We start from the raw sequence: 19,655 nt of genomic DNA on the forward strand, positions 1-19,655 counted from the left end.
TTGCCGGGCTTTTCGATGCTAGGCCAACAGACGCCTGATTGGTCTCAGCAGGGAGCCAGACATCTCTTTAATATCTTCGAGCATCACATACATACAAGGCACCATAATCAGTGTAACCGCGGTTGCAAACAACACTGAGAAGCTCAGTGATATGGCCGTTGGGATAACAAACTGTGCCTGCAGGCTCGACTCAAACATAATCGGCACCAGTCCTAAAAAGGTGGTCAGTGAGGTGAGCAAGATGGCCCGGAAGCGGCCAATTCCAGCGCGGATAACCGAAGTTTTAATATCCAGTCCGGCTGCTCTGTGGCGGTTGATCACATCCGTCATGACCAGGGAGTCATTGATCACCACCCCAGCTGCCGCAACAATACCAAAAACCGACATCATACTGAGGCTGTAACCAAGCAGATAATGTCCCCATAGTGCACCGACCACGGAAAAGGGGATCACAGACATCACCAGGACAGGTTGCAGGTAGCTTTGCAGCGGCAGTGCAAGCAAACAATAGACGACCAGTAATCCAACCAGGCCAAATACCAGTACCTGACTTTGTTCCTGTCGCTGTGCTTGCAGTGTGACGCCAGGCTGAGTGGTTAACCCAGAGTGGGCCTGAGTCAGTTCGCTCAGCAGCTGTGACTCAATGTGTTCGGTTACGTGAGCAATGCTTGTGTATTGTTCGTCCACATTGGCACTGATGGTGGCAACCTGATAGCCCTGCTCACGGCGGATGCTCGAAAAGCCGGGTACTTCAACGGTACGCGCCACATCGCCAAAGAACACCTGCTCGCCATTTGGCAAAGTGATCAGCGTGTGGTCCAGGGCACTCAATTGCTGACGGTCGGCCTGTGCACCTCGCACCTTGAACACGACTTCCTGGCCTTCACGCATGACGCGTTGCACTTCAAGCCCATAGAATCGCGCCCCCACTTGTCGGGTAACGTCTTTTGCGCTCAGGTTTAGCTGATGCGCCAGTGGCTTTAGTTGGATCTGATACTCAGTCTGCGCACTATCAAGCGAGGAGTAGACGCTGTGAACGCCGCTGATCCTATTCAGTTTGTCGATCATTGCCCGGCTGGCCTGGTAAAGGGTTTCAGCATCACTAGCAAACAAGCGGTACTCAAGATCCGTTTTCTCGGCAATGTCGATCACATCGGATTCTATGGTCAGCTTTTTTACACCGGGTATATCTGGTAGTTGTTCCCGCCAACGCCTGGCCAGTTCAAAGGTATCAAATGGGCGCTCTGCTTCTGGTACCAAAGGAACGACTACTTCGGCCTCCGTCAGGTGATCGATGCGGGTATACATCACATCCATCATTGGCTTACCGGTCTGGGTTCGGATATCTTGCTCAACACGGTTGATCAGGGCTTCAATTTGCTCAACGGCGGCTAGAGTGTGTGCTTCGGACACACTGTGATCCATCTGAATATTAATTGATGGATAATCATGAGGCACTTTTGGAACGGGCGTAAAGCGCAATAAGCCGCTGATGATGAGACAAATTGCCAGAACCAGCAAACACACAAATCCAACGATGACCGCATAGCGATAGTGAATACAGTGCTTAAGCAACGGGGCATAATGGTTGTTCAGCAGTTGTTGAAGCTTGCTACTAAATCGGTTACGCCAGTGATCAGCTGGCTTGGGCGGTAAACTGGTTGCAGCCAGGTGTGCAGGCAGGATGAGCTTAGATTCAATTAAGCTGAAAAACAGACACAAAATACACACACCAGCGATGGCTATGAACTGGCCTGAGTTAGGGCCGCTGCTGAACATAAAGGGCATAAAGACGGCGATGGTGGTCAGTACCCCGAAGGTGGCTGGCATAGCCACTTTTTGTGCTCCTCTTATCACCTGCTGTGGAGAGTGGCCGTTTGACTCAACTTCCTCGCAGACGCTTTCACCTATCACTATGGCGTCGTCTACAACAATACCTAGCACCATGATAAAAGCGAATAAGGACACCAGATTCATGGTGATCCCGATTAGCGGCATCAGCCAGAAAGCGCCCAGCATGGAAACAGGCAGACCCAGCATCACCCAAATAGCAAGCCGGGTACGTAGAAATACGGCCAGCACAATAAACACCAGAATGGCACCCTGAGCGAGGTTTTCCAGCATCATATTGAGTCTACCCTGCAAGTAAAAGGTCACATCAACAAACTCGTAGATGTTGATATGTTCAGGCAGTGTCTGGCGTTTGTAGTCAATATAGGCTTTAACCTGAGCAACCACATCGGTGAGCGACTGTTCTTTGGCCGCCAGTACCATGATGTAAACGGCCTGCTCGCCATTAAAGCGCCCGGCATCCAGGGTTTCACGGAATCCATCTTTGATGGTTGCGATATCGCGCAGCTGTACGGTTTCGCCTAAAGGGCCGGTGATAATGGGCGTGTTGGCCAGGGCTGAGCCCTGATAGCCTCGTTGTGCCAGTCTGAGGTAGATGTTACCGCGCGCGGTTTTTATTTCACCAGCTGACACATTGTCGGCCTGTGTCTGAATTGCACGCACAACATCTGAAAGGTTGAGGTTGTATTCCCGCAACCGAAGTGGTGACAGCTCAATCGCAACTTCATAATCGGGAATGGCCGAGAGGTCGACATGTGCAATCCCGTCAAGTTGCAGTAATTCTTCTTTTAGTTCATTACCAAGCTTTCTCAGTTCGAGAGGGTTATCCGGGCCGGATAACACCACGCTCAGCGCGCGTTGGCGTTGCGCGCGTTCAACGATTTGCAGTGGCTCCATGTCTGGTGGAAAGGTGGCAATGGAATCCAGCTTCATTTTGATTTCATCAAGACGATGGGCTAAAACCTGATCGCGTTCCAGCTCTATTTCAACTCGCCCACGCGACGGGGTTGCCTGGCTGGCGAGACGTTTAATGCCAACTTGAGGCTTGAGCGCCTGTTCAATCTTAAGCAGTATATTTTCTTCTATTTCTTTGACCGATGCGCCCAGCTCGGTGGCAGTGACAACAATTTTATTGTTGTCGGAGACAGGGAAGGTTTGTCGCTGGATCCCCTGATAGCTCAGCAAGCCCATACAAACGATAAACAGCATCAGCAGGTTAGCGGCGACCGGGTGATGGACAAAATAGCCGATCAGTCTACTTGGGGGGCTCATTGTATGTCCCCTTTAACAGCCAGCTGGGTATGTGGGGCAGGGGCGCGCACTTGCATACCCGTTTGGGGATAATCAGGTAGTTGAGTGACCAGTTGATAATCTGATTGGGGCGGGGCACTGATCAGCACACTACTGTGCTCTCTGCGTAGCACCTTAGCGGAATATTGCACTAACTTTTGTTCTGGGCTCAGTAACCAGAGTGTGTCGTTTTTAACCCATTCCTGAGGTACTTTTAGAATGTTTTTAAGTGTGATGCCGGCTATTTCAGCCTGCAAAAATTGACCAAAGTGTATAGCAGGTAATGCGCTGTGAAGCGCATAAGGGTCGTCTATTCTGATCACATAATAGGCCATTCGGGTGGTATCGCTGAGCAGGCCGGTATGGCGTGAGAGTATGCCGGTGCGTTGATTGTTTCCAGCTGCTATCCTGACATCTGCTGCTGGCAGGGGCGGTAAAAATGGCTGGTCAAACTGAGCGACGGGTACATGAAGTTCACCATAACTTAGGTTGACGAGCTGGCCGAGTGGCTGACCTGCCTGAATAACCTGACCAAGGCCAGTATCGCGTTTTGCAACCAAAGCATCGTAAGGGGCGTAGTAGTGGGTGCGTGCCAGGTTCTTTTTAGCCTGTGCCAATTCTGCTTCCGCTGCTTTTAGATGTGCTCGGGCGCTAGCAACCTGAGGCTTTCTGAGTGCAAGATCGGTGACGTGTGCACTTGTAGCCCATTCTTTCTTTGCCACATCAGCCAATGCGATTTGCTCAGACAGGCGAGCCTGCGCGAGTGCAAGCTCTGCCTGCTTGTTGAGTAACTGAGTTTGATAATCGAAGGGGTCAAGTCTGGCCAGCACGTCCCCTTTTTTTATAATCCCGCCTTCAATGAACCCGGCGTTTAGCCAGGCAATTTTGCCAGAGAGTTCAAAGGCAACGTCTGTTTGCTCGGCTGGTTTTAAGACCCCTGACAAGTTCAACGTGGTCTGGTGATCTACGGGTACAAGGGCTGTACTCGATACCTGTGGCAGCACGGTTTGCTGAACCTGATCCTCTTTGGGGGTTTTAGCGAGCGTAACTAAAGCAACACAGGCTGAACTGCCCATAAGCAGGACCAGGAGCAGGACAACTGAACGATGCTTAACTAGATGATAAAAAGACTTATTTTTATTTGTGTCCATGAAGATTTCCCTGCTTGCCACTTAACTTCCATCGTAAATTATTTGTTTCGTAAGAATTGTAAGTGACTCACTTAATTAAAAATTATTGAATAAAGTGGTTTACACATAAATAACTGGTGAGTTATGTTATAACATAAAATCGGAACAGTACAGTAGTGACTTACTTATGACTATCGCGAATCACGTAGGGATCCACGCCTCGCAAATTGTGGACGTTTATGAGCAAATTCATAACATGGAGACGCTAACCATCAATGCCCAAACCATGGCGGTCTTCGACCGGTTTCTGGGTTTGCTATCCAATGAGCACGGCAGTGAGTTTGCCGAGCAGGTTCTGGCACAGGCCAAAATCAAGGCCATTAAACCTCAGATCCAACACTTGTTTAGCCTGGCTTCCAGTATGTACGAGCGACACTGGGCAGAGCGTCTTGTTAACAGCGATACGCCAGAGCAGGTACTGCGTGAAGAGTATCCGTATTTCAAACATTATCAGCGCGCTACGGGTCTGGAAATTAACGCCATTAATTCGCTCGCGGCTGAGCCGGTAAAGCGGGTCTTGATGGTCGGTTCCGGTGCATTACCACTGACTTCCATGGCGCTGTATAACGCCGGGTTACAGGTTGACAACCTGGATATTCAACAGGATGACCTGTTGCTTGGCAAGCAGGTTTGTGGCGCGTTGTCAGCTGATAATCAGATGGGCTTTATCCACAATGATATCTGTGATCAGGCCGATCTGGCCCAGTACGATGTGATCTGGCTTGCCGCTCTGGTCGGAGATGCGCAGCTCAAAGATAAAATTATTGCGCACTTATATGAGCAAATGCGCCCAGGCGCGCAACTGGTAGTTCGCACTGCCTTTAATCTGCGCACCTTGTTATATCCAAGTGTGGATGAGACCGGGCTGGCACCATTTCAGCTGAAACTGAAGATCCAGACCTATGCCGATAACTTTCATTCAATATTGATTGCTCACAAGCCGGTTTAGTTGTTATGTCGATTATTACATCTTACCTGAGGCTCAGCGCGGAATATCGCTGGATGCTCATCGCAGCCTTTGTGTTTAACCTCGGTTTTTACATGTTGATCCCGTTTTTAGCGGGTTACCTCAAACAAGACTTGCTGCTGAGCGCCACCCTGGTTGGACTGGTTTTGGGTGTGCGCTCTTTTTGCCAGCAAGGGCTGTTTTTGGTTGGTGGCTTGCTGGCCGACTTGTTTGGCGTGAAGAAGCTGATAGTGATCGGGTGTTTACTTCGGGCACTTGGGTTTTGCCTGTTTCTGTTCTCTCAGATCACAGAGGTGCTGTTTTTAGCGGCTTTTCTGACCGGCTTTGCTGGTGCCTTGTTTACTCCAGCTGCCCAATCTTACTTTTCTAAACAAACTGAGCTGAGTCGTGCGCAAATGTTTGCGCTGGTGGGCGTGGCCAGAAATGGCGGTGAGCTATTGGGTCCGGTGTGTGGTTTGTTGCTTCTAAGTGTCAGCTTTGACGTGTTATGCGTGGTCTCAGCGTTACCTTTTGCGCTGTTTGCATTACTGTTTATCGTGTTGTTGCCTGGTAAACAGGCTAAAACGAGCAACGCGTCAGCAAAGGAAACCTCGAAGGAAGGCGGCGTATCAGGCATGATTGCAGGTGTGCTGGGTAATCGCACATTCATCCTCTTTTCGCTGATCATGTCCGGCTATTTTATGCTGATTAATCAGATCTCATTTGCTATTCCGCTACATATCGTCAATCAGTCAGGTGCACCGGGAGATGTCGCCTGGGTGCTGACTTTGTGTGCGCTTATCTCTATTTGTTTTCAATTTCCGGTCACGCGGTTGTGCGAGCGTTATCTTTCTCCTGATCAGTGGATCAGCATCGGCATAGCGCTGATGGGGCTGTCTTTTGCCACCTTGATCCCGGTCTGGCCTTATCAGGGCGGTACATTGTATTACCTGCCAATGAGCCTGCTTGCCGTCCTGTTTACGCTTGGTACTATGGTGAGTTTTCCTTTTATCATGAGCCAGATTTCTGTGCTGGCAAAGGATAAGTCGGTGGCTACACACTACGGTTTTTTTTATTTGTTTGCCGGAGTCGGGTTGATAGCTGGCAGCGCAGTGGTTGGAGTGGCATTCGATTATGCCAGCTTAAGTGGCGATCTGGCCTGGTATTGTTTGGTCGTGATCGGCTTAGGTACTGCCATATGCAACACACTGTTTATGTCAACACGCGATGTCCATGCCCAAATGCAAACAACCAGTCCAACCACATCAAAGTAAGGATTAACCATGATTCAACTTACTCAAGCGCAGCAACGAGCCTATATGTCAGACTATCTCGAAAATGGCTGGCGTGAGGAGCGTATGTCTTTTAGTTCTGTCTCTTTAGAGCCCGGTTATATTGACGGTCGCATTAATGTTGAGCATTTTCAAATGCCCGGAGATGGCCGTTTTCATTTCAGTGCGCAAAGTGCCATGATCTGGATCTCTCAGCTTGGCATTATTTACGGCTGTTGGGACAACCAGTTGACCGAAAAAGTGGGGGAAGTCTACCTCAGAGATCTGGACATTAAGTTCAAGCGCACTATCAATACAACCGAAGAAGTTCGCTTTGAAGGCTTCTTCCCTAAGCACTGTAAAAAGCGCTTGTCGGATAATCTTGTGTATTACAAAAATGGTCAGATCCACGTTGAAGGCGGCGCTTTTACAGGGACTGCGAGCTTTCTGGTGCCCATAGGTTAATACCTTAGAGAAATAAAAACTGTTCCTATTTAGTTATTTGGTGTTATGTTATAACCAAACATGACGTTGATTACGTCTTACCAAACCGCCCATGCTGAATGTTGTGGACTTTATCGGAACAACATGGCGTGCGCGGTTTTTATTGTATCAGGGAGTACTATTTGTGTTAGAAGCCATACAGTTAACCAAATCATTTGCAGATAAACAGGTGATCAGCGAGCTGAGCTTTAAAGTTGAGCAGGGCGAGATAATGTGTCTGCTGGGTGCCAATGGCGCGGGGAAAAGCACCACGCTGAATATCTTTCTAAATTTTTTACAGCCCGATAGTGGTCAGGCGTTGATCGATTCAGTGGATGTGCACCAGGGCCCCAGTTGTAAAGATAAGCTGGTGTATTTGCCCGAGCAGGTTAATTTGTATCAGGAATTCAATGCCATTGATAACCTGAAATATCTGGCGAGCCTGTCGGGACTATCCGTGAGTGAGTCACAGATCCATGCGGCGCTCGATGAAACCGGTCTGGAACAAAATGCCCGTAAACAATCTTTAAAGAACTACTCAAAAGGCATGCGACAAAAGGTCGGTATTGCCTTTGCGATTATGCGCCAGGCCAAAGTGTTGCTGCTGGATGAGCCAACATCCGGACTGGATCCCAGTGCGACGCTGGAATTTATCCGCATTATCGAGCGACTGGCAAAAAAGGGCGCTGCTATCTTGATGGTAACGCACGATTTTTACTGCGCGCATACTCTGGCCGACAAAATCGGCATCATGGATAAAGGCAAACTACTGACCCTGCTGGATAACAACAAGCTGCCGCTGAGTAGCCTGGAAACTACCTATCACGAACTTATTTCAGGGAAAACGGCGATACGTGCAGCCAGCTAATGCTGCGACGTCGATGTTTAAACAGGAATTGTCTTATCTATGAATAATAAAATAATGCAGATCTGTCGCCATGAATTGGCCAGTAAACGCAAAAGCCCCAGCCTGTGGCTGCTCTTCTTTATGATCCAGTTATTACTGGCGGTTGCCTTGTTTACTGGCTGGCAGCAGTACCAACACAGTGTACATACCCAGACCAAAGCGCAGGAAATTGTTGAGCAACAGTGGAATGCACAACCAGACAGGCACCCTCATAGGGTGGCACACTTTGGTCACTTTGCGTTCCGTCCTCCCAGTGCGCTCAGCTTTTTTGACCTGGGTGTGAATGCTTGGGTGGGCGACAGTATCTTCTTGGAGGCGCATAAACAAAATAGCGCTAATTTTGCCAACGATCAGGATGGCGGCACCTTATTACGGTTTTCTGAGCTCAGTAGTGCCAATATTTTGCTGATCATCTGGCCACTGCTGATTATTGCGTTGGGGTTTGCCAGCGTCAGTGGAGAGCAAAAAAGTGGCACGCTCAGACAGCTTATGTCTATGGGTGTGTCGTTTCGTGAGTTAATCACTGGCAAAAGCCTTAGCTATCTGCTTGTATCTGTTATGTTTATCTTGCCTGTGTTTGTTCTGGCACTGGGCCTTGCAGCAGGTACCGGCGCACAGTTTTCGGCAGAAGCACCGCTCAGGCTGTTGCTGTTATTTGGGACTTACCTGCTATATTGTCTGTTCTGGATCGCAGTAACACTCTTAATTTCAAGCCTGGTGAAAGCCCCGAAACAAGCGCTTGTATTGCTGACTTCAATCTGGTTTATTCTAACCATTCTGATGCCACGTATGCTGGCGGAATTTGCCCATCATCAGTATCCACATCAAAAACGCAATGACTTTGAGCTGGCTATCAAGCTGGATAACCGTAAAGTCGGAGACAGTCATAACCCGGACGATCCCTACTTCAGTAAATTTCGCGAAGAAACCCTGAAAAAATATGGCGTATCTTCAGTCGAGGAATTGCCGGTTAACTATAAAGGGCTGGTGATGCAGGAAGGTGAAAAGCTCAATGCCGAGATTTACAAAAAGCATTATCAGCAGCAAGTCGCACAATTTGACGCGCAGCGTCAGTTTGTCAGTCAGTTTTACTGGATCAATCCCTATTTGTTTGTACGCGATTTTTCAATGGCATTAACCCGGACAGATACCCGACACTTTTTGGACTTTGAGCAGCAGGCTGAAGCGCACCGATACGCTCGGATCCAAAAATTGAATCAGTTACACACTCATGAGATCCACCATCACGATGACAGAGCACAACGGGTTGATAAATCCTATTGGCAGGAGTTTGATGCGTTTCATTATACTTTGCCGAAGCTGAGCTGGTCATTGAGCGCGTTTTCTCTGGCCTGGGCTTTGCCGCTGCTGGCGGTTATTGCCCTGTTTATTTTCCTGAACTCAAACGGGATGCAGAGGAGGATCTATGCTGCTGTTTAAACTCGAATGCAAGCGTTTGTTTGCCGGCACCATTAACAAGCTGGTTTTGGTGCTATTTATCGTCTCGGGGGTGTTCGCCATCTACCAGGGAGCGCTTGGTTACAAGTCGGTACGCATCGACCAGTATAAATCTATGGTGGTGTTTCAAAAAGAGCGGGAACATGTCAATAGCCGTGAAACGCTGCCCGCAGCGGGATCTTTGGCGTACTATGCCAGTGCCCCGACTGAGTGGAAGTTGAGCCCCTGGGCCGCTTTGTTTGCGGGCGAGACCCCGTCGTCTATGGTTGCCACGAAAATTCGCGCAACGGCATTGCAAAGCCAGATTTTCAATCGTGAGATTGTCAATCCGGCTCAGCAACGGGCAGGTGGCCTGGATCTGGGTTTTGTACTGGTTTATTTTTTGCCTCTGGTAATAGGCATACTGACAGTGACTTTGATCTCTGACGAGCAACATGCGGGTCGCTGGCGATTGCTTAACGCGCTGCCTAACAGCGCATTTGGGCTACTTGCCAAGCAGATTGCACTGCGGTTTATGGTTATCTGGTTGTTGGTGGCTACCTTGCTGCTCAGCGCTGCCCTGATATTGTCTTTGCCATTTGATGGCCTGTTCTGGATAGTGCTGGGGGCGACCAGCTTGTATATGGTGTTCTGGTTTGCACTGGCAACCTTGGTCATGAGTTTTGGTAAAAACAGTGTGGTGAATAGTCTGGCTTATCTGAGTAGCTGGGTGGTACTGGCGCTGCTGATCCCCGGCGCTGTGCACTTGTATTTGTCTGGTCAGTATCAAAGTGATGCGCCGCTTGAGATCACACTGCAACAGCGCATGACACTCAATGATGGCTGGGATAAGGACAAGCAAGCTACGCTGGATGAGTTTCTGACGCATGAAACACCGTGGCAGAATACGGCGCCTCTGGGTGAGGCATTCGACTGGAAATGGTATTATGCGCAGCAGCATATGAGCGATCTGGCGGTGCAGACTCTTGTTGAAGAGCATATACAGAACAATCAGGCTCGCCAGGCCCATTTACAAACACTGAGTGTGTTGTCTCCGGCTTTATTCTTTCAGCTTTCGTTGAATGAATTGGCCCATACCAGTAGCGGTTATCAGTTGAAATACCAGCAACAGGTCGCTGATTATCACCGTGCCATGCGTCATTTCTTCTACGATTTTATGTTTTTTGATAAGCCAGTGACACGTCAGGATGTGGAAGATTTTCCACTGTTTAAAGCGCAGGCGATGGAAGCGGCCAGTGGGCTGTGGAAATTGCTGATCAGTGCTTTATTCGTACTGGCCATCTCTGCGCTGTCGGTAGTCAGGATACGACAGCTAAAACCGCTTTAGCTTCCCTCACATCATACGGGCGGTATTCGCCCGTATGTTCTAATCAGATGACATGAATAATTGGTGAAAAAGGGTGTTGTCGAATTAGGTGACGCGCAGTAGGATGATTGTTTCCAACATTTATCCAATTCGCTAAGGGACGTGCATGTTATCACTCAGATTATTTGAACCCGCAGATGAACAAAACCTGGTTTGCTATTTAAACAATCCTGTTACGGTGCGATATCTGTCGCCTAAAGTGCCGTTTCCTTACACTGCGGCTGATGCACAGTGGTGGATCAATACGGGGAGCAGAGAAGGGATAACGCGAGCCATTATTCTGGATGGTGTGCTGATCGGGTGTATCGGCGCGCGGCCAGGCACGTTCGAGTATTGCCGCAGCGCAGAAGTCGGCTACTGGTTAGCTGAAGAATACTGGGGGCGGGGCATTACTGGCCGGGCACTTGACTTGTTGATGGCCGAAGTTGAATCCACGACAGAGATGGTTCGGCTTGAAGCGGTTGTTTTTGAGCAAAATATCCGTTCAGCACGGGTTTTGGAAAAAGCGGGGTTTGAATTTGAGGGTGTGCGCCGCAAAGCAATTTATAAAGATGGCGAGCTGTTTGATGCGCGTTTGTTTGGCAAGGTATTTGAACAGAATTAGCAACCAGCTTGTGAGTATAAAGCGCGGCTTTTCAGCCTGCGATTTGTCCGTCACTTTGCTGAGCTGACCTAACTCACTTGAAGTAGTGTACTTCACAGTATTTAAATAAATAGTAGGGTTATCGCTTCACTACGAGTTTCCCATCTAGAACGGACTGCAGGTCCCGCAGTCCGTCAGTGCATTGCTTTTTATTGCCGAAGGTCAAACTGGAAGGCTTTAGGGCTGAGCTGCTTTACCCTTGGAATAAAATACCGAATATCGTAAATGTCGTCGTAATGATGCCAGTGCAGGCCTTCATCATCTGTGTCGGAAGCTTCACTGTGCCAGGGCTCAAGAGGTTCGCTCAGAAAGCTCACATGTAAATGGTTTTTGTGATTGGCTTTGACCTGAGTCACCCCGGTCAGGTTATCGGCAAAGATGATTTGAGTTGCGCCAAGTTGCACCAGTGCATCAACCAGGCTTTGTGTAGCCTGACGATCATATGCCGCATCACCAACACTAATGGGGCCAGCTTGTGTGCCAATCGGGCGAATGTCGACAGTGCCGCCAAACTTATGAGTAAAGTGGGGAGGATTTATGCCGCCCCAGCGCATGGTCGCACCGGTAATGGTTAAGTGGTCTGGCATGCCCGCGGGTTTATCGGGTTTGGCGTGCCAGGTGCGGCCGAGGCTTTGCAATGCCGACAATAAGTCCGGGTGTAAATGACGGCCGACTAGCCCTGCGGTAGTGAGCCCCTGAGAAGGCGTGTCCGGGATAGCAACCAGGCCAGTTACCGCACATTTAACGGTTAGAGTGAGTTGCTGCGTGCCTGCCCGGGCGACAAACTGATCTGAGCCCGGTACGCTGTCGTTACCACAGCTATGAAAATTGTCTATCGAGACGCTGATTTGTCCGCGCGCATCTGTCACCGGGCTTGATATCTCAAACGGTGCTTTCAGACGAAACAGGCCTTGCTCAATGCGGGTAAGTACTTTAGTCCGCACGCTGCTGCTAAATCGCGCAGCCATGCCAGAGGGTTCGCGCCACTGCGGTGCGGTCAGTGTGAGCGGTGCTGCGCTGATTTCGACTGGCTCGCCCACAATAGGCTGACCCTGAGCATTCGTTAATGTCAGCGTCCACAAGGCGGTATTGCCATTTTTAGGGAAGAGGGTAACCTCAGTGGCATTTTCAACCCATTGCTGGCCAAAGTAGCCTTTGCCGTCTGGCGTCATGATCAGGCCGTCATAGTAAAACTGACTGGTAAAGGTGAGGGGGTTGAATGTGTGTGCAAAAGTGGGGCTGCACAAACCCAGTGCTACGCTTAATAGCGCAATCCGTGCTTTCATGATGACTCTCCTTGAGTGGTTCTCTCAAGGCTAGCAGCTCAGGGGGATGTGACAAATTTATGAAGATGCATATTTTTCATGCATTGGCATTGGGACGAGGGAATAGAAACGAAAAAAGCGAGCCTTAGCTCGCTTTTTTTACAAAATGCGTAGTAATTAAAGAACTACGATTTTGTCAGCCTGAGGACCTTTTTGACCCTGAGACACTGTGAATTCTACGCTCTGGCCTTCAACCAAAGTTTTGAAGCCGTCGCCTTGGATAGCGCTGAAGTGAGCGAATACGTCAGGGCCATTTTCCTGAGAAATGAAACCAAAACCTTTAGACTCGTTGAACCACTTAACTGTACCAGTAACTGTGTTAGACATAGTATTAACCTGTAATATAAATAAAAATTAACCTTCGATAGGTGTGAATGCATCAAAAGTAGTGGTGAAACTTAAATACTGCAGGTTGCGTTACGAAGTGTAATACAACGAATTGTAGGATGTAAATATCGACTTTCTTTCTAGCGGCCTTTACTTTACAGAGACTAACCGGGCCTGTCTAGTACTATTTGTACAAATTTTAAATTTATCGCCTAGTGTACTGTGAACAAAGTTGCTCACAGTACACCAGAAAAACCGGCATAACATCAGGTCGTTGATTATATTTCGTCAATAACCTGAAACGCACGATACTCATCAAAGGCAAATTGATCAGTCATACCGCTGATGTAGTCAATGATTAATCTGACTCTGAGGTAAAACTCCTGTTCCTGAGGGTCAGGCATAATAGCGTTCATCGTGTCACTGTTGAGTGCGCTCCGATAGGCCTGCTTGTGCTTCTCGGGTAACTTTTTGAAGAGTCTGGCGGAGTATATCGGGATCCTGGAAACATAAGTCGTTGCCGGTATCTCGATGTCCATGAGTGTGGCAAATTGATTTTTACCCAGCTGCAGCAGTGGTTCATAAACGCTCAGCAGGCCACTGATAACCCGATAGCCCTGTAATTCTCGCCCTTCGACCTCTGGGTGGGCAAAGGCCAGTTCTCTGGCGACCTCTTTAAAGGTTTTGATAAGCAGGTGGCAGTCACTGCCATCTTCAATCAGGGCCTGGTTAAACTGGCCACGCATCACGGCATCAAAATTATCGATAAATTGCCGGGCAGCATGCTGTGGCAGTTTTTGGTTAATCTGAACCCGCAAGAAAATAAAGAACTGGCTGTGGTTGCCTGCAATTTTTTCTGTTCTTTCGGTGGCTTTTTTAATGATGTCGGCCATCAGTGTCTGTTCTGAAGCGGGCAAACTTCCACTGAGTGCCCGATAGGTGTCCTTTAGGGCGGTCTTGAGTTGCTGGTAACTCAGTATGTTTTTTTCAACTGCGTCTTCCAGATCGGCCATGCCATAAGAGATGTCGTCTGCGGCTTCCATGATGTACGAAAAAGGAGAGCGGCAACCCGGCGCAATATCCAGTGCATGTCTGAGTTTGCCAATGTACTCCTGCTCACTGAGATAAAAGCCGACTTTCTTTTTAAGATAATTGAGCGTGTCACTCTCTTCAGGAGGGGTTTCAGCACCGCAACGGGTATATTTCATGATCCCTGAGGCCTGCGAATAAGTCAGGTTCAGATTTAACAATGTGTGCACCAGGCGGATCCCTTGCGCATTGCCTTCAAAATGCGTCAGATCCCTGAGTACGTCGGGGCTCATCGCCTTACCACTGAGTTTTTTGTAAATACCGGCAATATGCTGCCCCAGCCAGTCACTCAGCGCTGCCTCGCCAAAGTGCCCAAAGGGTGGGTTACCTATGTCGTGCATCAGGCAGGCCATCTCGACAATGGACTCCAGCATAAGTTCATACTCGCCGACAATGGATTGCTCGTCGAGCTGTTCACAGATCAGCTGACAGATATAGCGCCCGGCCTGCTGTACTTCTAAAGAATGCGTCAGTCTGGAGCGTACCGCAGCGTTCCGCTCTAGAGGAAAAACCTGGGTTTTTTGCTGCAACCGGCGGATTGCAGCCGACGTAATAATGCGGTTTCGGTCACTTTCAAATTGTTTGCTTAGCTTGCTTGAAAATTCGTAGGGGCGATCCGCGCGGATCTTACAGTTGAAGGTCGTCACCATGTTTCCTTATGATTTAATTCATACCCTTATGTTGTCTGTTTTTTATCCACAAAGCAATGCATTAGGTTACGCTCTGTAATTTATCGCCGGGGTCTGGAAGCGCAAATGGAGCCATACAGGCTATGGGATTTGTGGGTTTCTTTGTCTGCCAATTTCATATCAACCGTAATAGGCTGATATGAGCCGCCCCAGTGCCCAGGTTTGTTGATGCCCAGCTAGGTGGCCCCTCGTTCACAAACAAGCATGGTGCAGTTTCGCTGAATGTCGGCGCCCGTTAACTGGCATTTTCGAATTCGGCCATAGCGTCACTTTCTATGGTGGGGTCGGTTGGGTAGATAGATACGTTTAAGCGACTGAAAAAAATTTTTTTGTCTTTGAGCAAGTGCATCCGGTCGATACGGTATCAAACAGCCAGATCTGGCCTTAGACGTAAACATAATGCGGTTGGCGGTAATATCGGTATTTTTGAGGGGGATGGCGGAGATCTCAGGACAGGCCTTGCGATGCAGTCGTTACATAACGGACACGACTGGATGCATCAGGTTTAGCGATTGTCCGTCTATCTGGCAGCGCCTAAATCGGCAATTAAAGACATTGCATCTCGTCATGAAGTGGTTCAGCAGTTGATCGATAACGAATGGCTGTGCGTATTTCAGTGGCAACCGTCAGGCGAGATAAGTGGTTTTTACCATCAGCGCTGGTGGCCTGTGTTTGCACCCGAAGACAGGTAAAGTGAAGAACAGAAATTAGTACTGTGTCTTTGACTTCTGGTATGCATGATACCAGAACAAAGCTGTGGGGCACGAAGCGGCAACCTCCGGGTTGCCGCTTTTTTTATTGTCAATCGCCTTGGTATATTTGCCTGAATCTGCCACAGTTAAGAGTATCTGTGTTAATGTCAGCATGGGCAGAGGGAATGAATGCGAGTGTCATCAGCACATAATTTGGGAGTGAGCATGTCGGGAGATATCGTTAAAATTCAGGCCGGGCACTGGTCAGAGACACAGCTAAAACTCAAAGCACTTAGCGATAAAATGGCTGAGCTGGAGCCTTTGGTGCTTGAAGCCGCTGAGCAACTTAGCTCAGACAACCACGCCCTTGATATAGAAAAACGTCGGGCACTGGCACAGCAATTAAAAGCGGTGCTGTCTAGTGATACACCAGCCAGTGATGTGTAAGCTGCGACATAAGTGCAGGGATTAAGCATCTTATTTAAGCTCAGATAAGGCTGACAGGGTTTCTCCTGTCAGCCTTAAATCCACCATTTAACCGTCCTCAGTTGTCTGACCTGGCGCTGGCTCGAAAGGCAGCCATACTCATTCAAACTACAGGGCCCCTGGTTCAATCGAAACATTTTGTCACTTCAGTTATCATTTATTTAACAGATGTATAGTCAAAAAATATCGTATTGTGTGTGCGCTGGGTTGTGCCTATTAAAGGCACTTGCGATCTCCTCTATGAACGACGTCATTATGTCAGAATAAAGGTGATTTCAGGTGGGTATAGGTCACTATCTCAGTGTTCCCAACATGGGATTATATTAATAATCTAAGGATAAGGTTTAAAATGAAAAAATTAATTAAAGCGGGACTTGTAGTTGCTTCGACATTCATTGGTGCTCAGGCGATGGCTGCGTCTATGGATTGCGAAATTGGTGAAGCGCAGTACAACCGTGATTATGGCGGTTACACCTGTTATACGGTTGAGTTTGGTTCGGAAACTGCCAGCACAACCTATAAAATTATATCGGACAAAGCAGTGAGTAACGTCGTTTGGGATGGCGCTGCTGCCAGCTGTGGTGTGTCTAGCAGCACTTCATGTACGGTACAAACTTCTGCTAACACAGTACATGCAGCAACGGCAATTATTCTGTTCCAGGATGGTTCGTGGGAGAAAGCGTGGGCGACTAGCTTGTTTAATAATATCTAAAGCCGCGCTGATTTTATTTCAGGGCTGCACAGTCAGCCCTGTATTGTATTTTTGAATCATCCCTGCGTTCAAAAGCAGATTAAACCTCCGTTTTATTACATAAGATGTAAATCTTCTCATTATTAGCATTGCAGCCTGGGTAAACTCCCTAAATTATAAGTACTGAAGGAAGCTGGCAGGTGCATTTAATTTATCGCAGTGGCTTATTATCTATAGCATGCTGATATCTATCTGCTCTGGCGTTCGCAACCTTGTAGTTGCAGATGTATTAGATGCCTCCGTTGGCTGGACTAAACCCTCGTATGAGGTAAGCAGAACCACACCGGTTCAGAACTGGAATTGGTGAAAGCTATTTTTGCTTTATTGGGTCATGAACTCAGATTTGTGTGTTCCTTTTGGCCGTTAAGACTCCTTGCTGAAAACACACCTAGTAGATGCAGCATTGACCATGAACATCAGGCCTGTGCGGTATTATCTGAGCCTTGTCTTACCTACCACTATACTGCCATCAGTTTAAAGTGCCGGAAGTCGATAATATCCAGTATCAGTGCTCTAGAAAATTACGCTGTGATATCGGCTGTATGATAAAGCCACACAGGGTCTTATCTTGGAATCCTACCATTTAGAATGTCTTTTTTTGTCGTTAAAATGCATTAAGCGACGTATTAGGGTGGGTTATGATGTGTGCCAAGGAGTAAAGCATGACAAGAAAACAAGTATATTTTATCGCTGATGGATTTCAGGCACTGGATTTATTTGGACCTTTAGATGCGTTTATGGAGACCAATTCCTATGTGTCCAATGCGTATGAATGTAAGCTATTGAGTTTAGAGACTGGTCCTGTAACAACGGTTTATGGCCAGCAAGTTCAGGCTGATTTTGGTCTGGAAGACGAGTTTGCAGTTGACGACTTGATCATTTGTGGGGGCAATGGCATGCGCACGTTGTTACTCAGTGCCTGGCAGGTTGAGAGACTGTCTGAACTGGCGGGCAGAGCTCAGCGCGTGTTCAGTATATGCACCGGCGCATTCGTTCTTGCCCGGCTTTTTCCACAAAAGGCCTTAACGCTAACCACGCACTGGCGGCATTGTGATAGCCTGGCCCGGCAGCATGGCCACTGCACCATTTCACCAGATCCACTTTACATACAGGATAAACACATCTGGTCGTCAGCTGGTGTGTTGTCCGGGGTTGATTTAGCACTTGCCATTGTTCGTGAGGATCATGGTAACAGTGTTGCTGCGCAAGTTGCCAAAGATCTGGTGGTGTATTTGCAACGCTCAGGGAATCAGCGTCAGTACTCAGATGCTCTGGCATTGCAATCGGGTGATAGCTTAAAGCTCTCTCCGCTTATGGAGTGGTTGACTACGCAGCTTAACCAATCCGTTTCTGTCGCAAGGATGGCTGAGTTTTGCCATCTCAGCGAGCGACAGCTGACCCGTTTGTTTAAGCAGCACCTGAACTGCACTCCGAGCCATTATTTTAAAGTGCTTAAGCTCAACCATGCCCGTGATCTGTTATCAGAAGAAAACATCAGTCTGCGACATGTGGCCGGTAAGCTGGGGTTTAATAACTATGACAGTTTCAGACGCGCATTTATCAGACAGTTTGGCGTATCTCCGTCGCAATACACTAAGGGGATTAACCGATGAATGACTGGGTTAAAGCACTCTTGCTGGGTTGCTGCGTGACGCATGTTGCTGCGACTCCGCTTAATGAAGCAGAGCAACAGGCCTGGATCACTGACATTGATTTTTATGCACATCAGGTAAAAGTCCGGCATATTCATCCATTTCACACGCTCACGGAGGGAGACTTTAAGCGCAGGATCGAAACGCTTAAAACGGATCTGCCCGAATTGAACGAAGCCCAGATTGAAACCCGGTTAATGGCAATAAGCCGGGCGATAGGGGACGGCCATAGTAATTATTTGATGATGTCGGGACCGCATCAACACTTTCCGTTTCGCTTTAAGTTTTTTGGCGATACTTTGAAAGTGGTAGACGCCACTTCTGAGTATCGTGGGTTAATCGGTACCCAGCTTCATTCAATCAATGGTCTGAGTGTTGCTGAGCTTTACACACAACTTGCACCTGTGCTCCCAGGAGTGGACAACCAATTCAGCGAGCAAAGCAGCTTTGAATACTACCTGTCTTTACATAAGCTGCTGCTGGGCCTTGGCATCGTTAAACAGGGTTTACCGGCCTCTTTTCACTTTATCGCTGGCACGAACGAAAAAACCTTACAGATTTCTCCGGTCAGTATGCAGGAGTTTGGCAAGCTGAGTTCTGCTTATTCACGTGTGGAACCTAAGTTAACTGCGCAAGATATCGGGATGCCAGGGATCACATTGAGTCTATTAGAGAATCAAAAAGCGGCGTATTTTGACTTTGCGTCTTACCCAACTCCTGAGCAGGTAATGTTGCGTTGTGATGCACTGCAATCAACACTTGAGTCGGCTGGCTCACGTTATCTGATCATTGATTTCAGGGGCAACAGTGGCGGGAATTTTTACTCGGGCCTGGCACTGTCTGCCTGTTTGCTGCCTTTGGACCAGATTGACTGGATGCGAGGCGTTTATGTGCTGACGGATAGTGTGACATTTTCTGCCGCAATGTCGAATACGGCCCAGTTCAGGCAAATTTTGAACGCTCAGGTAGTTGGTACACCAACCGGAGGCGACCCAAATCATTTTGCGGAAAATAGTCAGTTTTTAATGCCTAATTCTGGCCGTCGTTTCACCTTATCTAAGCGTTACTATCCGTTTATTGCAGAACAAAGTGATTCTGTGTATCCCGATATCCATATTGAACCGAGCTGGGATGATTATCGGCGCGGCAGGGATACGGTACTCACTGAGCTGCTGGTGCGATTGAATGGCATGCTGATTGCGGGTAACACCGTGCCAGCGTTAGCTGAATAAAGTAAAG

At 48.3% G+C, this 19,655-nt stretch carries 18 protein-coding genes; 13 read left to right on the plus strand and 5 right to left on the minus strand.

What is annotated here, in order from left to right; genetic code table 11:
• Positions 1–18: 18 nt before the first annotated feature.
• On the minus strand, positions 19–3,123 hold the full coding sequence (locus AT705_RS00080; RefSeq protein WP_058794971.1) for an efflux RND transporter permease subunit: 3,105 nt from the start codon (positions 3,121–3,123) through the stop codon (positions 19–21).
• Positions 3,120–4,292 (minus strand): efflux RND transporter periplasmic adaptor subunit, encoded by a 1,173-nt coding sequence (locus AT705_RS00085; protein ID WP_058794972.1) that lies wholly within the window; start codon positions 4,290–4,292, stop codon positions 3,120–3,122. The genes AT705_RS00080 and AT705_RS00085 overlap by 4 nt, the downstream gene beginning before the upstream one ends.
• Positions 4,293–4,458: 166 nt before the next feature.
• On the opposite strand from AT705_RS00085, the gene AT705_RS00090 reads away from it, so the two are divergent.
• The 7 genes from AT705_RS00090 (at position 4,459) to AT705_RS00120 (ending at position 11,366) form a co-directional block, all read left to right on the plus strand.
• A complete protein-coding gene (locus AT705_RS00090) occupies positions 4,459–5,280 on the plus strand; it encodes a nicotianamine synthase family protein (RefSeq protein ID WP_058794973.1) in 822 nt (273 codons plus the stop codon).
• A 5-nt stretch (positions 5,281–5,285) separates the two neighbouring features.
• Positions 5,286–6,551, plus strand: a complete 1,266-nt coding sequence (locus tag AT705_RS00095; RefSeq protein ID WP_237113756.1) for an MFS transporter — start codon at positions 5,286–5,288, stop codon at positions 6,549–6,551.
• 9 nt (positions 6,552–6,560) lie between these two features.
• Complete coding sequence (locus tag AT705_RS00100) at positions 6,561–7,013, plus strand: hypothetical protein (RefSeq protein WP_010385831.1); 453 nt, start codon at positions 6,561–6,563, stop codon at positions 7,011–7,013.
• A gap of 163 nt (positions 7,014–7,176) precedes the next feature.
• Positions 7,177–7,899, plus strand: coding sequence for an ABC transporter ATP-binding protein (locus tag AT705_RS00105; RefSeq protein ID WP_058797869.1), 723 nt, complete (start codon positions 7,177–7,179; stop codon positions 7,897–7,899).
• Positions 7,900–7,938: 39 nt separating this feature from the next.
• The gene (locus AT705_RS00110) at positions 7,939–9,378 is read left to right on the plus strand and encodes an ABC transporter permease (protein WP_058794975.1); all 1,440 of its coding nucleotides are present in this window, start codon (positions 7,939–7,941) and stop codon (positions 9,376–9,378) included.
• Positions 9,365–10,723: a DUF3526 domain-containing protein gene (locus tag AT705_RS00115; RefSeq protein ID WP_058794976.1), complete on the plus strand. Its 1,359-nt coding sequence runs from the start codon at positions 9,365–9,367 to the stop codon at positions 10,721–10,723. Before AT705_RS00110 ends, AT705_RS00115 begins: the two co-directional genes overlap by 14 nt.
• Before the next feature lie 145 nt (positions 10,724–10,868).
• Complete coding sequence (locus AT705_RS00120; protein WP_058794977.1) at positions 10,869–11,366, plus strand: GNAT family N-acetyltransferase; 498 nt, start codon at positions 10,869–10,871, stop codon at positions 11,364–11,366.
• 188 nt (positions 11,367–11,554) lie between these two features.
• Here the strand turns inward: AT705_RS00120 and AT705_RS00125 are convergent, their stop codons facing one another.
• The 3 genes from AT705_RS00125 to dgt all read right to left on the minus strand — a co-directional run bounded on the left by AT705_RS00125 (position 11,555) and on the right by dgt (position 14,796).
• Entirely contained in the window at positions 11,555–12,691 is a 1,137-nt protein-coding gene (locus tag AT705_RS00125; protein ID WP_058794978.1) for a hypothetical protein, read from the minus strand.
• Between the two features lie 156 nt (positions 12,692–12,847).
• Positions 12,848–13,057: a cold-shock protein gene (locus AT705_RS00130; protein WP_010385841.1), complete on the minus strand. Its 210-nt coding sequence runs from the start codon at positions 13,055–13,057 to the stop codon at positions 12,848–12,850.
• A 278-nt stretch (positions 13,058–13,335) separates the two neighbouring features.
• Positions 13,336–14,796, minus strand: a complete 1,461-nt coding sequence (gene dgt / locus AT705_RS00135; protein WP_058794979.1) for a dGTPase — start codon at positions 14,794–14,796, stop codon at positions 13,336–13,338.
• Between the two features lie 374 nt (positions 14,797–15,170).
• Between dgt and AT705_RS25610 the strand changes: the two genes are divergently transcribed.
• The 6 genes from AT705_RS25610 (at position 15,171) to AT705_RS00160 (ending at position 19,648) form a co-directional block, all read left to right on the plus strand.
• Positions 15,171–15,344, plus strand: a complete 174-nt coding sequence (locus AT705_RS25610) for a putative inorganic carbon transporter subunit DabA (RefSeq protein ID WP_237113757.1) — start codon at positions 15,171–15,173, stop codon at positions 15,342–15,344.
• 3 nt (positions 15,345–15,347) lie between these two features.
• On the plus strand, positions 15,348–15,527 hold the full coding sequence (locus tag AT705_RS25615) for a hypothetical protein (RefSeq protein ID WP_058794980.1): 180 nt from the start codon (positions 15,348–15,350) through the stop codon (positions 15,525–15,527).
• Between the two features lie 225 nt (positions 15,528–15,752).
• Positions 15,753–15,974, plus strand: a complete 222-nt coding sequence (locus tag AT705_RS00145) for a hypothetical protein (RefSeq protein ID WP_058794981.1) — start codon at positions 15,753–15,755, stop codon at positions 15,972–15,974.
• Positions 15,975–16,362: 388 nt separating this feature from the next.
• The gene (locus AT705_RS00150) at positions 16,363–16,725 is read left to right on the plus strand and encodes a hypothetical protein (protein WP_058794982.1); all 363 of its coding nucleotides are present in this window, start codon (positions 16,363–16,365) and stop codon (positions 16,723–16,725) included.
• 701 nt (positions 16,726–17,426) lie between these two features.
• On the plus strand, positions 17,427–18,377 hold the full coding sequence (locus AT705_RS00155) for a GlxA family transcriptional regulator (protein ID WP_058794983.1): 951 nt from the start codon (positions 17,427–17,429) through the stop codon (positions 18,375–18,377).
• Positions 18,374–19,648, plus strand: a complete 1,275-nt coding sequence (locus tag AT705_RS00160) for a S41 family peptidase (RefSeq protein WP_058794984.1) — start codon at positions 18,374–18,376, stop codon at positions 19,646–19,648. Before AT705_RS00155 ends, AT705_RS00160 begins: the two co-directional genes overlap by 4 nt.
• The last annotated feature ends 7 nt before the right edge of the window (positions 19,649–19,655 follow it).

Origin of the sequence: Pseudoalteromonas rubra (assembly GCF_001482385.1) — a bacterium.
GTDB lineage: Bacteria > Pseudomonadota > Gammaproteobacteria > Enterobacterales > Alteromonadaceae > Pseudoalteromonas > Pseudoalteromonas ardens.

Bases quoted from the DNA above. Each gene is read 5' to 3' on its own strand.
- AT705_RS00120 (WP_058794977.1), top strand. From the start codon at position 10,869: ATGTTATCACTCAGATTATTTGAACCCGCAGATGAACAAAACCTGGTT.
- AT705_RS00090 (WP_058794973.1), top strand. From the start codon at position 4,459: ATGACTATCGCGAATCACGTAGGGATCCACGCCTCGCAAATTGTGGAC.
- AT705_RS00145 (WP_058794981.1), top strand. From the start codon at position 15,753: ATGTCGGGAGATATCGTTAAAATTCAGGCCGGGCACTGGTCAGAGACA.
- AT705_RS00080 (WP_058794971.1), bottom strand. From the start codon at position 3,123: ATGAGCCCCCCAAGTAGACTGATCGGCTATTTTGTCCATCACCCGGTC.
- AT705_RS00100 (WP_010385831.1), top strand. From the start codon at position 6,561: ATGATTCAACTTACTCAAGCGCAGCAACGAGCCTATATGTCAGACTAT.
- AT705_RS00085 (WP_058794972.1), bottom strand. From the start codon at position 4,292: ATGGACACAAATAAAAATAAGTCTTTTTATCATCTAGTTAAGCATCGT.
- dgt (WP_058794979.1), bottom strand. From the start codon at position 14,796: ATGGTGACGACCTTCAACTGTAAGATCCGCGCGGATCGCCCCTACGAA.
- AT705_RS00160 (WP_058794984.1), top strand. From the start codon at position 18,374: ATGAATGACTGGGTTAAAGCACTCTTGCTGGGTTGCTGCGTGACGCAT.
- AT705_RS00095 (WP_237113756.1), top strand. From the start codon at position 5,286: ATGTCGATTATTACATCTTACCTGAGGCTCAGCGCGGAATATCGCTGG.
- AT705_RS00110 (WP_058794975.1), top strand. From the start codon at position 7,939: ATGAATAATAAAATAATGCAGATCTGTCGCCATGAATTGGCCAGTAAA.
- AT705_RS00150 (WP_058794982.1), top strand. From the start codon at position 16,363: ATGAAAAAATTAATTAAAGCGGGACTTGTAGTTGCTTCGACATTCATT.
- AT705_RS00125 (WP_058794978.1), bottom strand. From the start codon at position 12,691: ATGAAAGCACGGATTGCGCTATTAAGCGTAGCACTGGGTTTGTGCAGC.
- AT705_RS00155 (WP_058794983.1), top strand. From the start codon at position 17,427: ATGACAAGAAAACAAGTATATTTTATCGCTGATGGATTTCAGGCACTG.
- AT705_RS00130 (WP_010385841.1), bottom strand. From the start codon at position 13,057: ATGTCTAACACAGTTACTGGTACAGTTAAGTGGTTCAACGAGTCTAAA.
- AT705_RS00115 (WP_058794976.1), top strand. From the start codon at position 9,365: ATGCTGCTGTTTAAACTCGAATGCAAGCGTTTGTTTGCCGGCACCATT.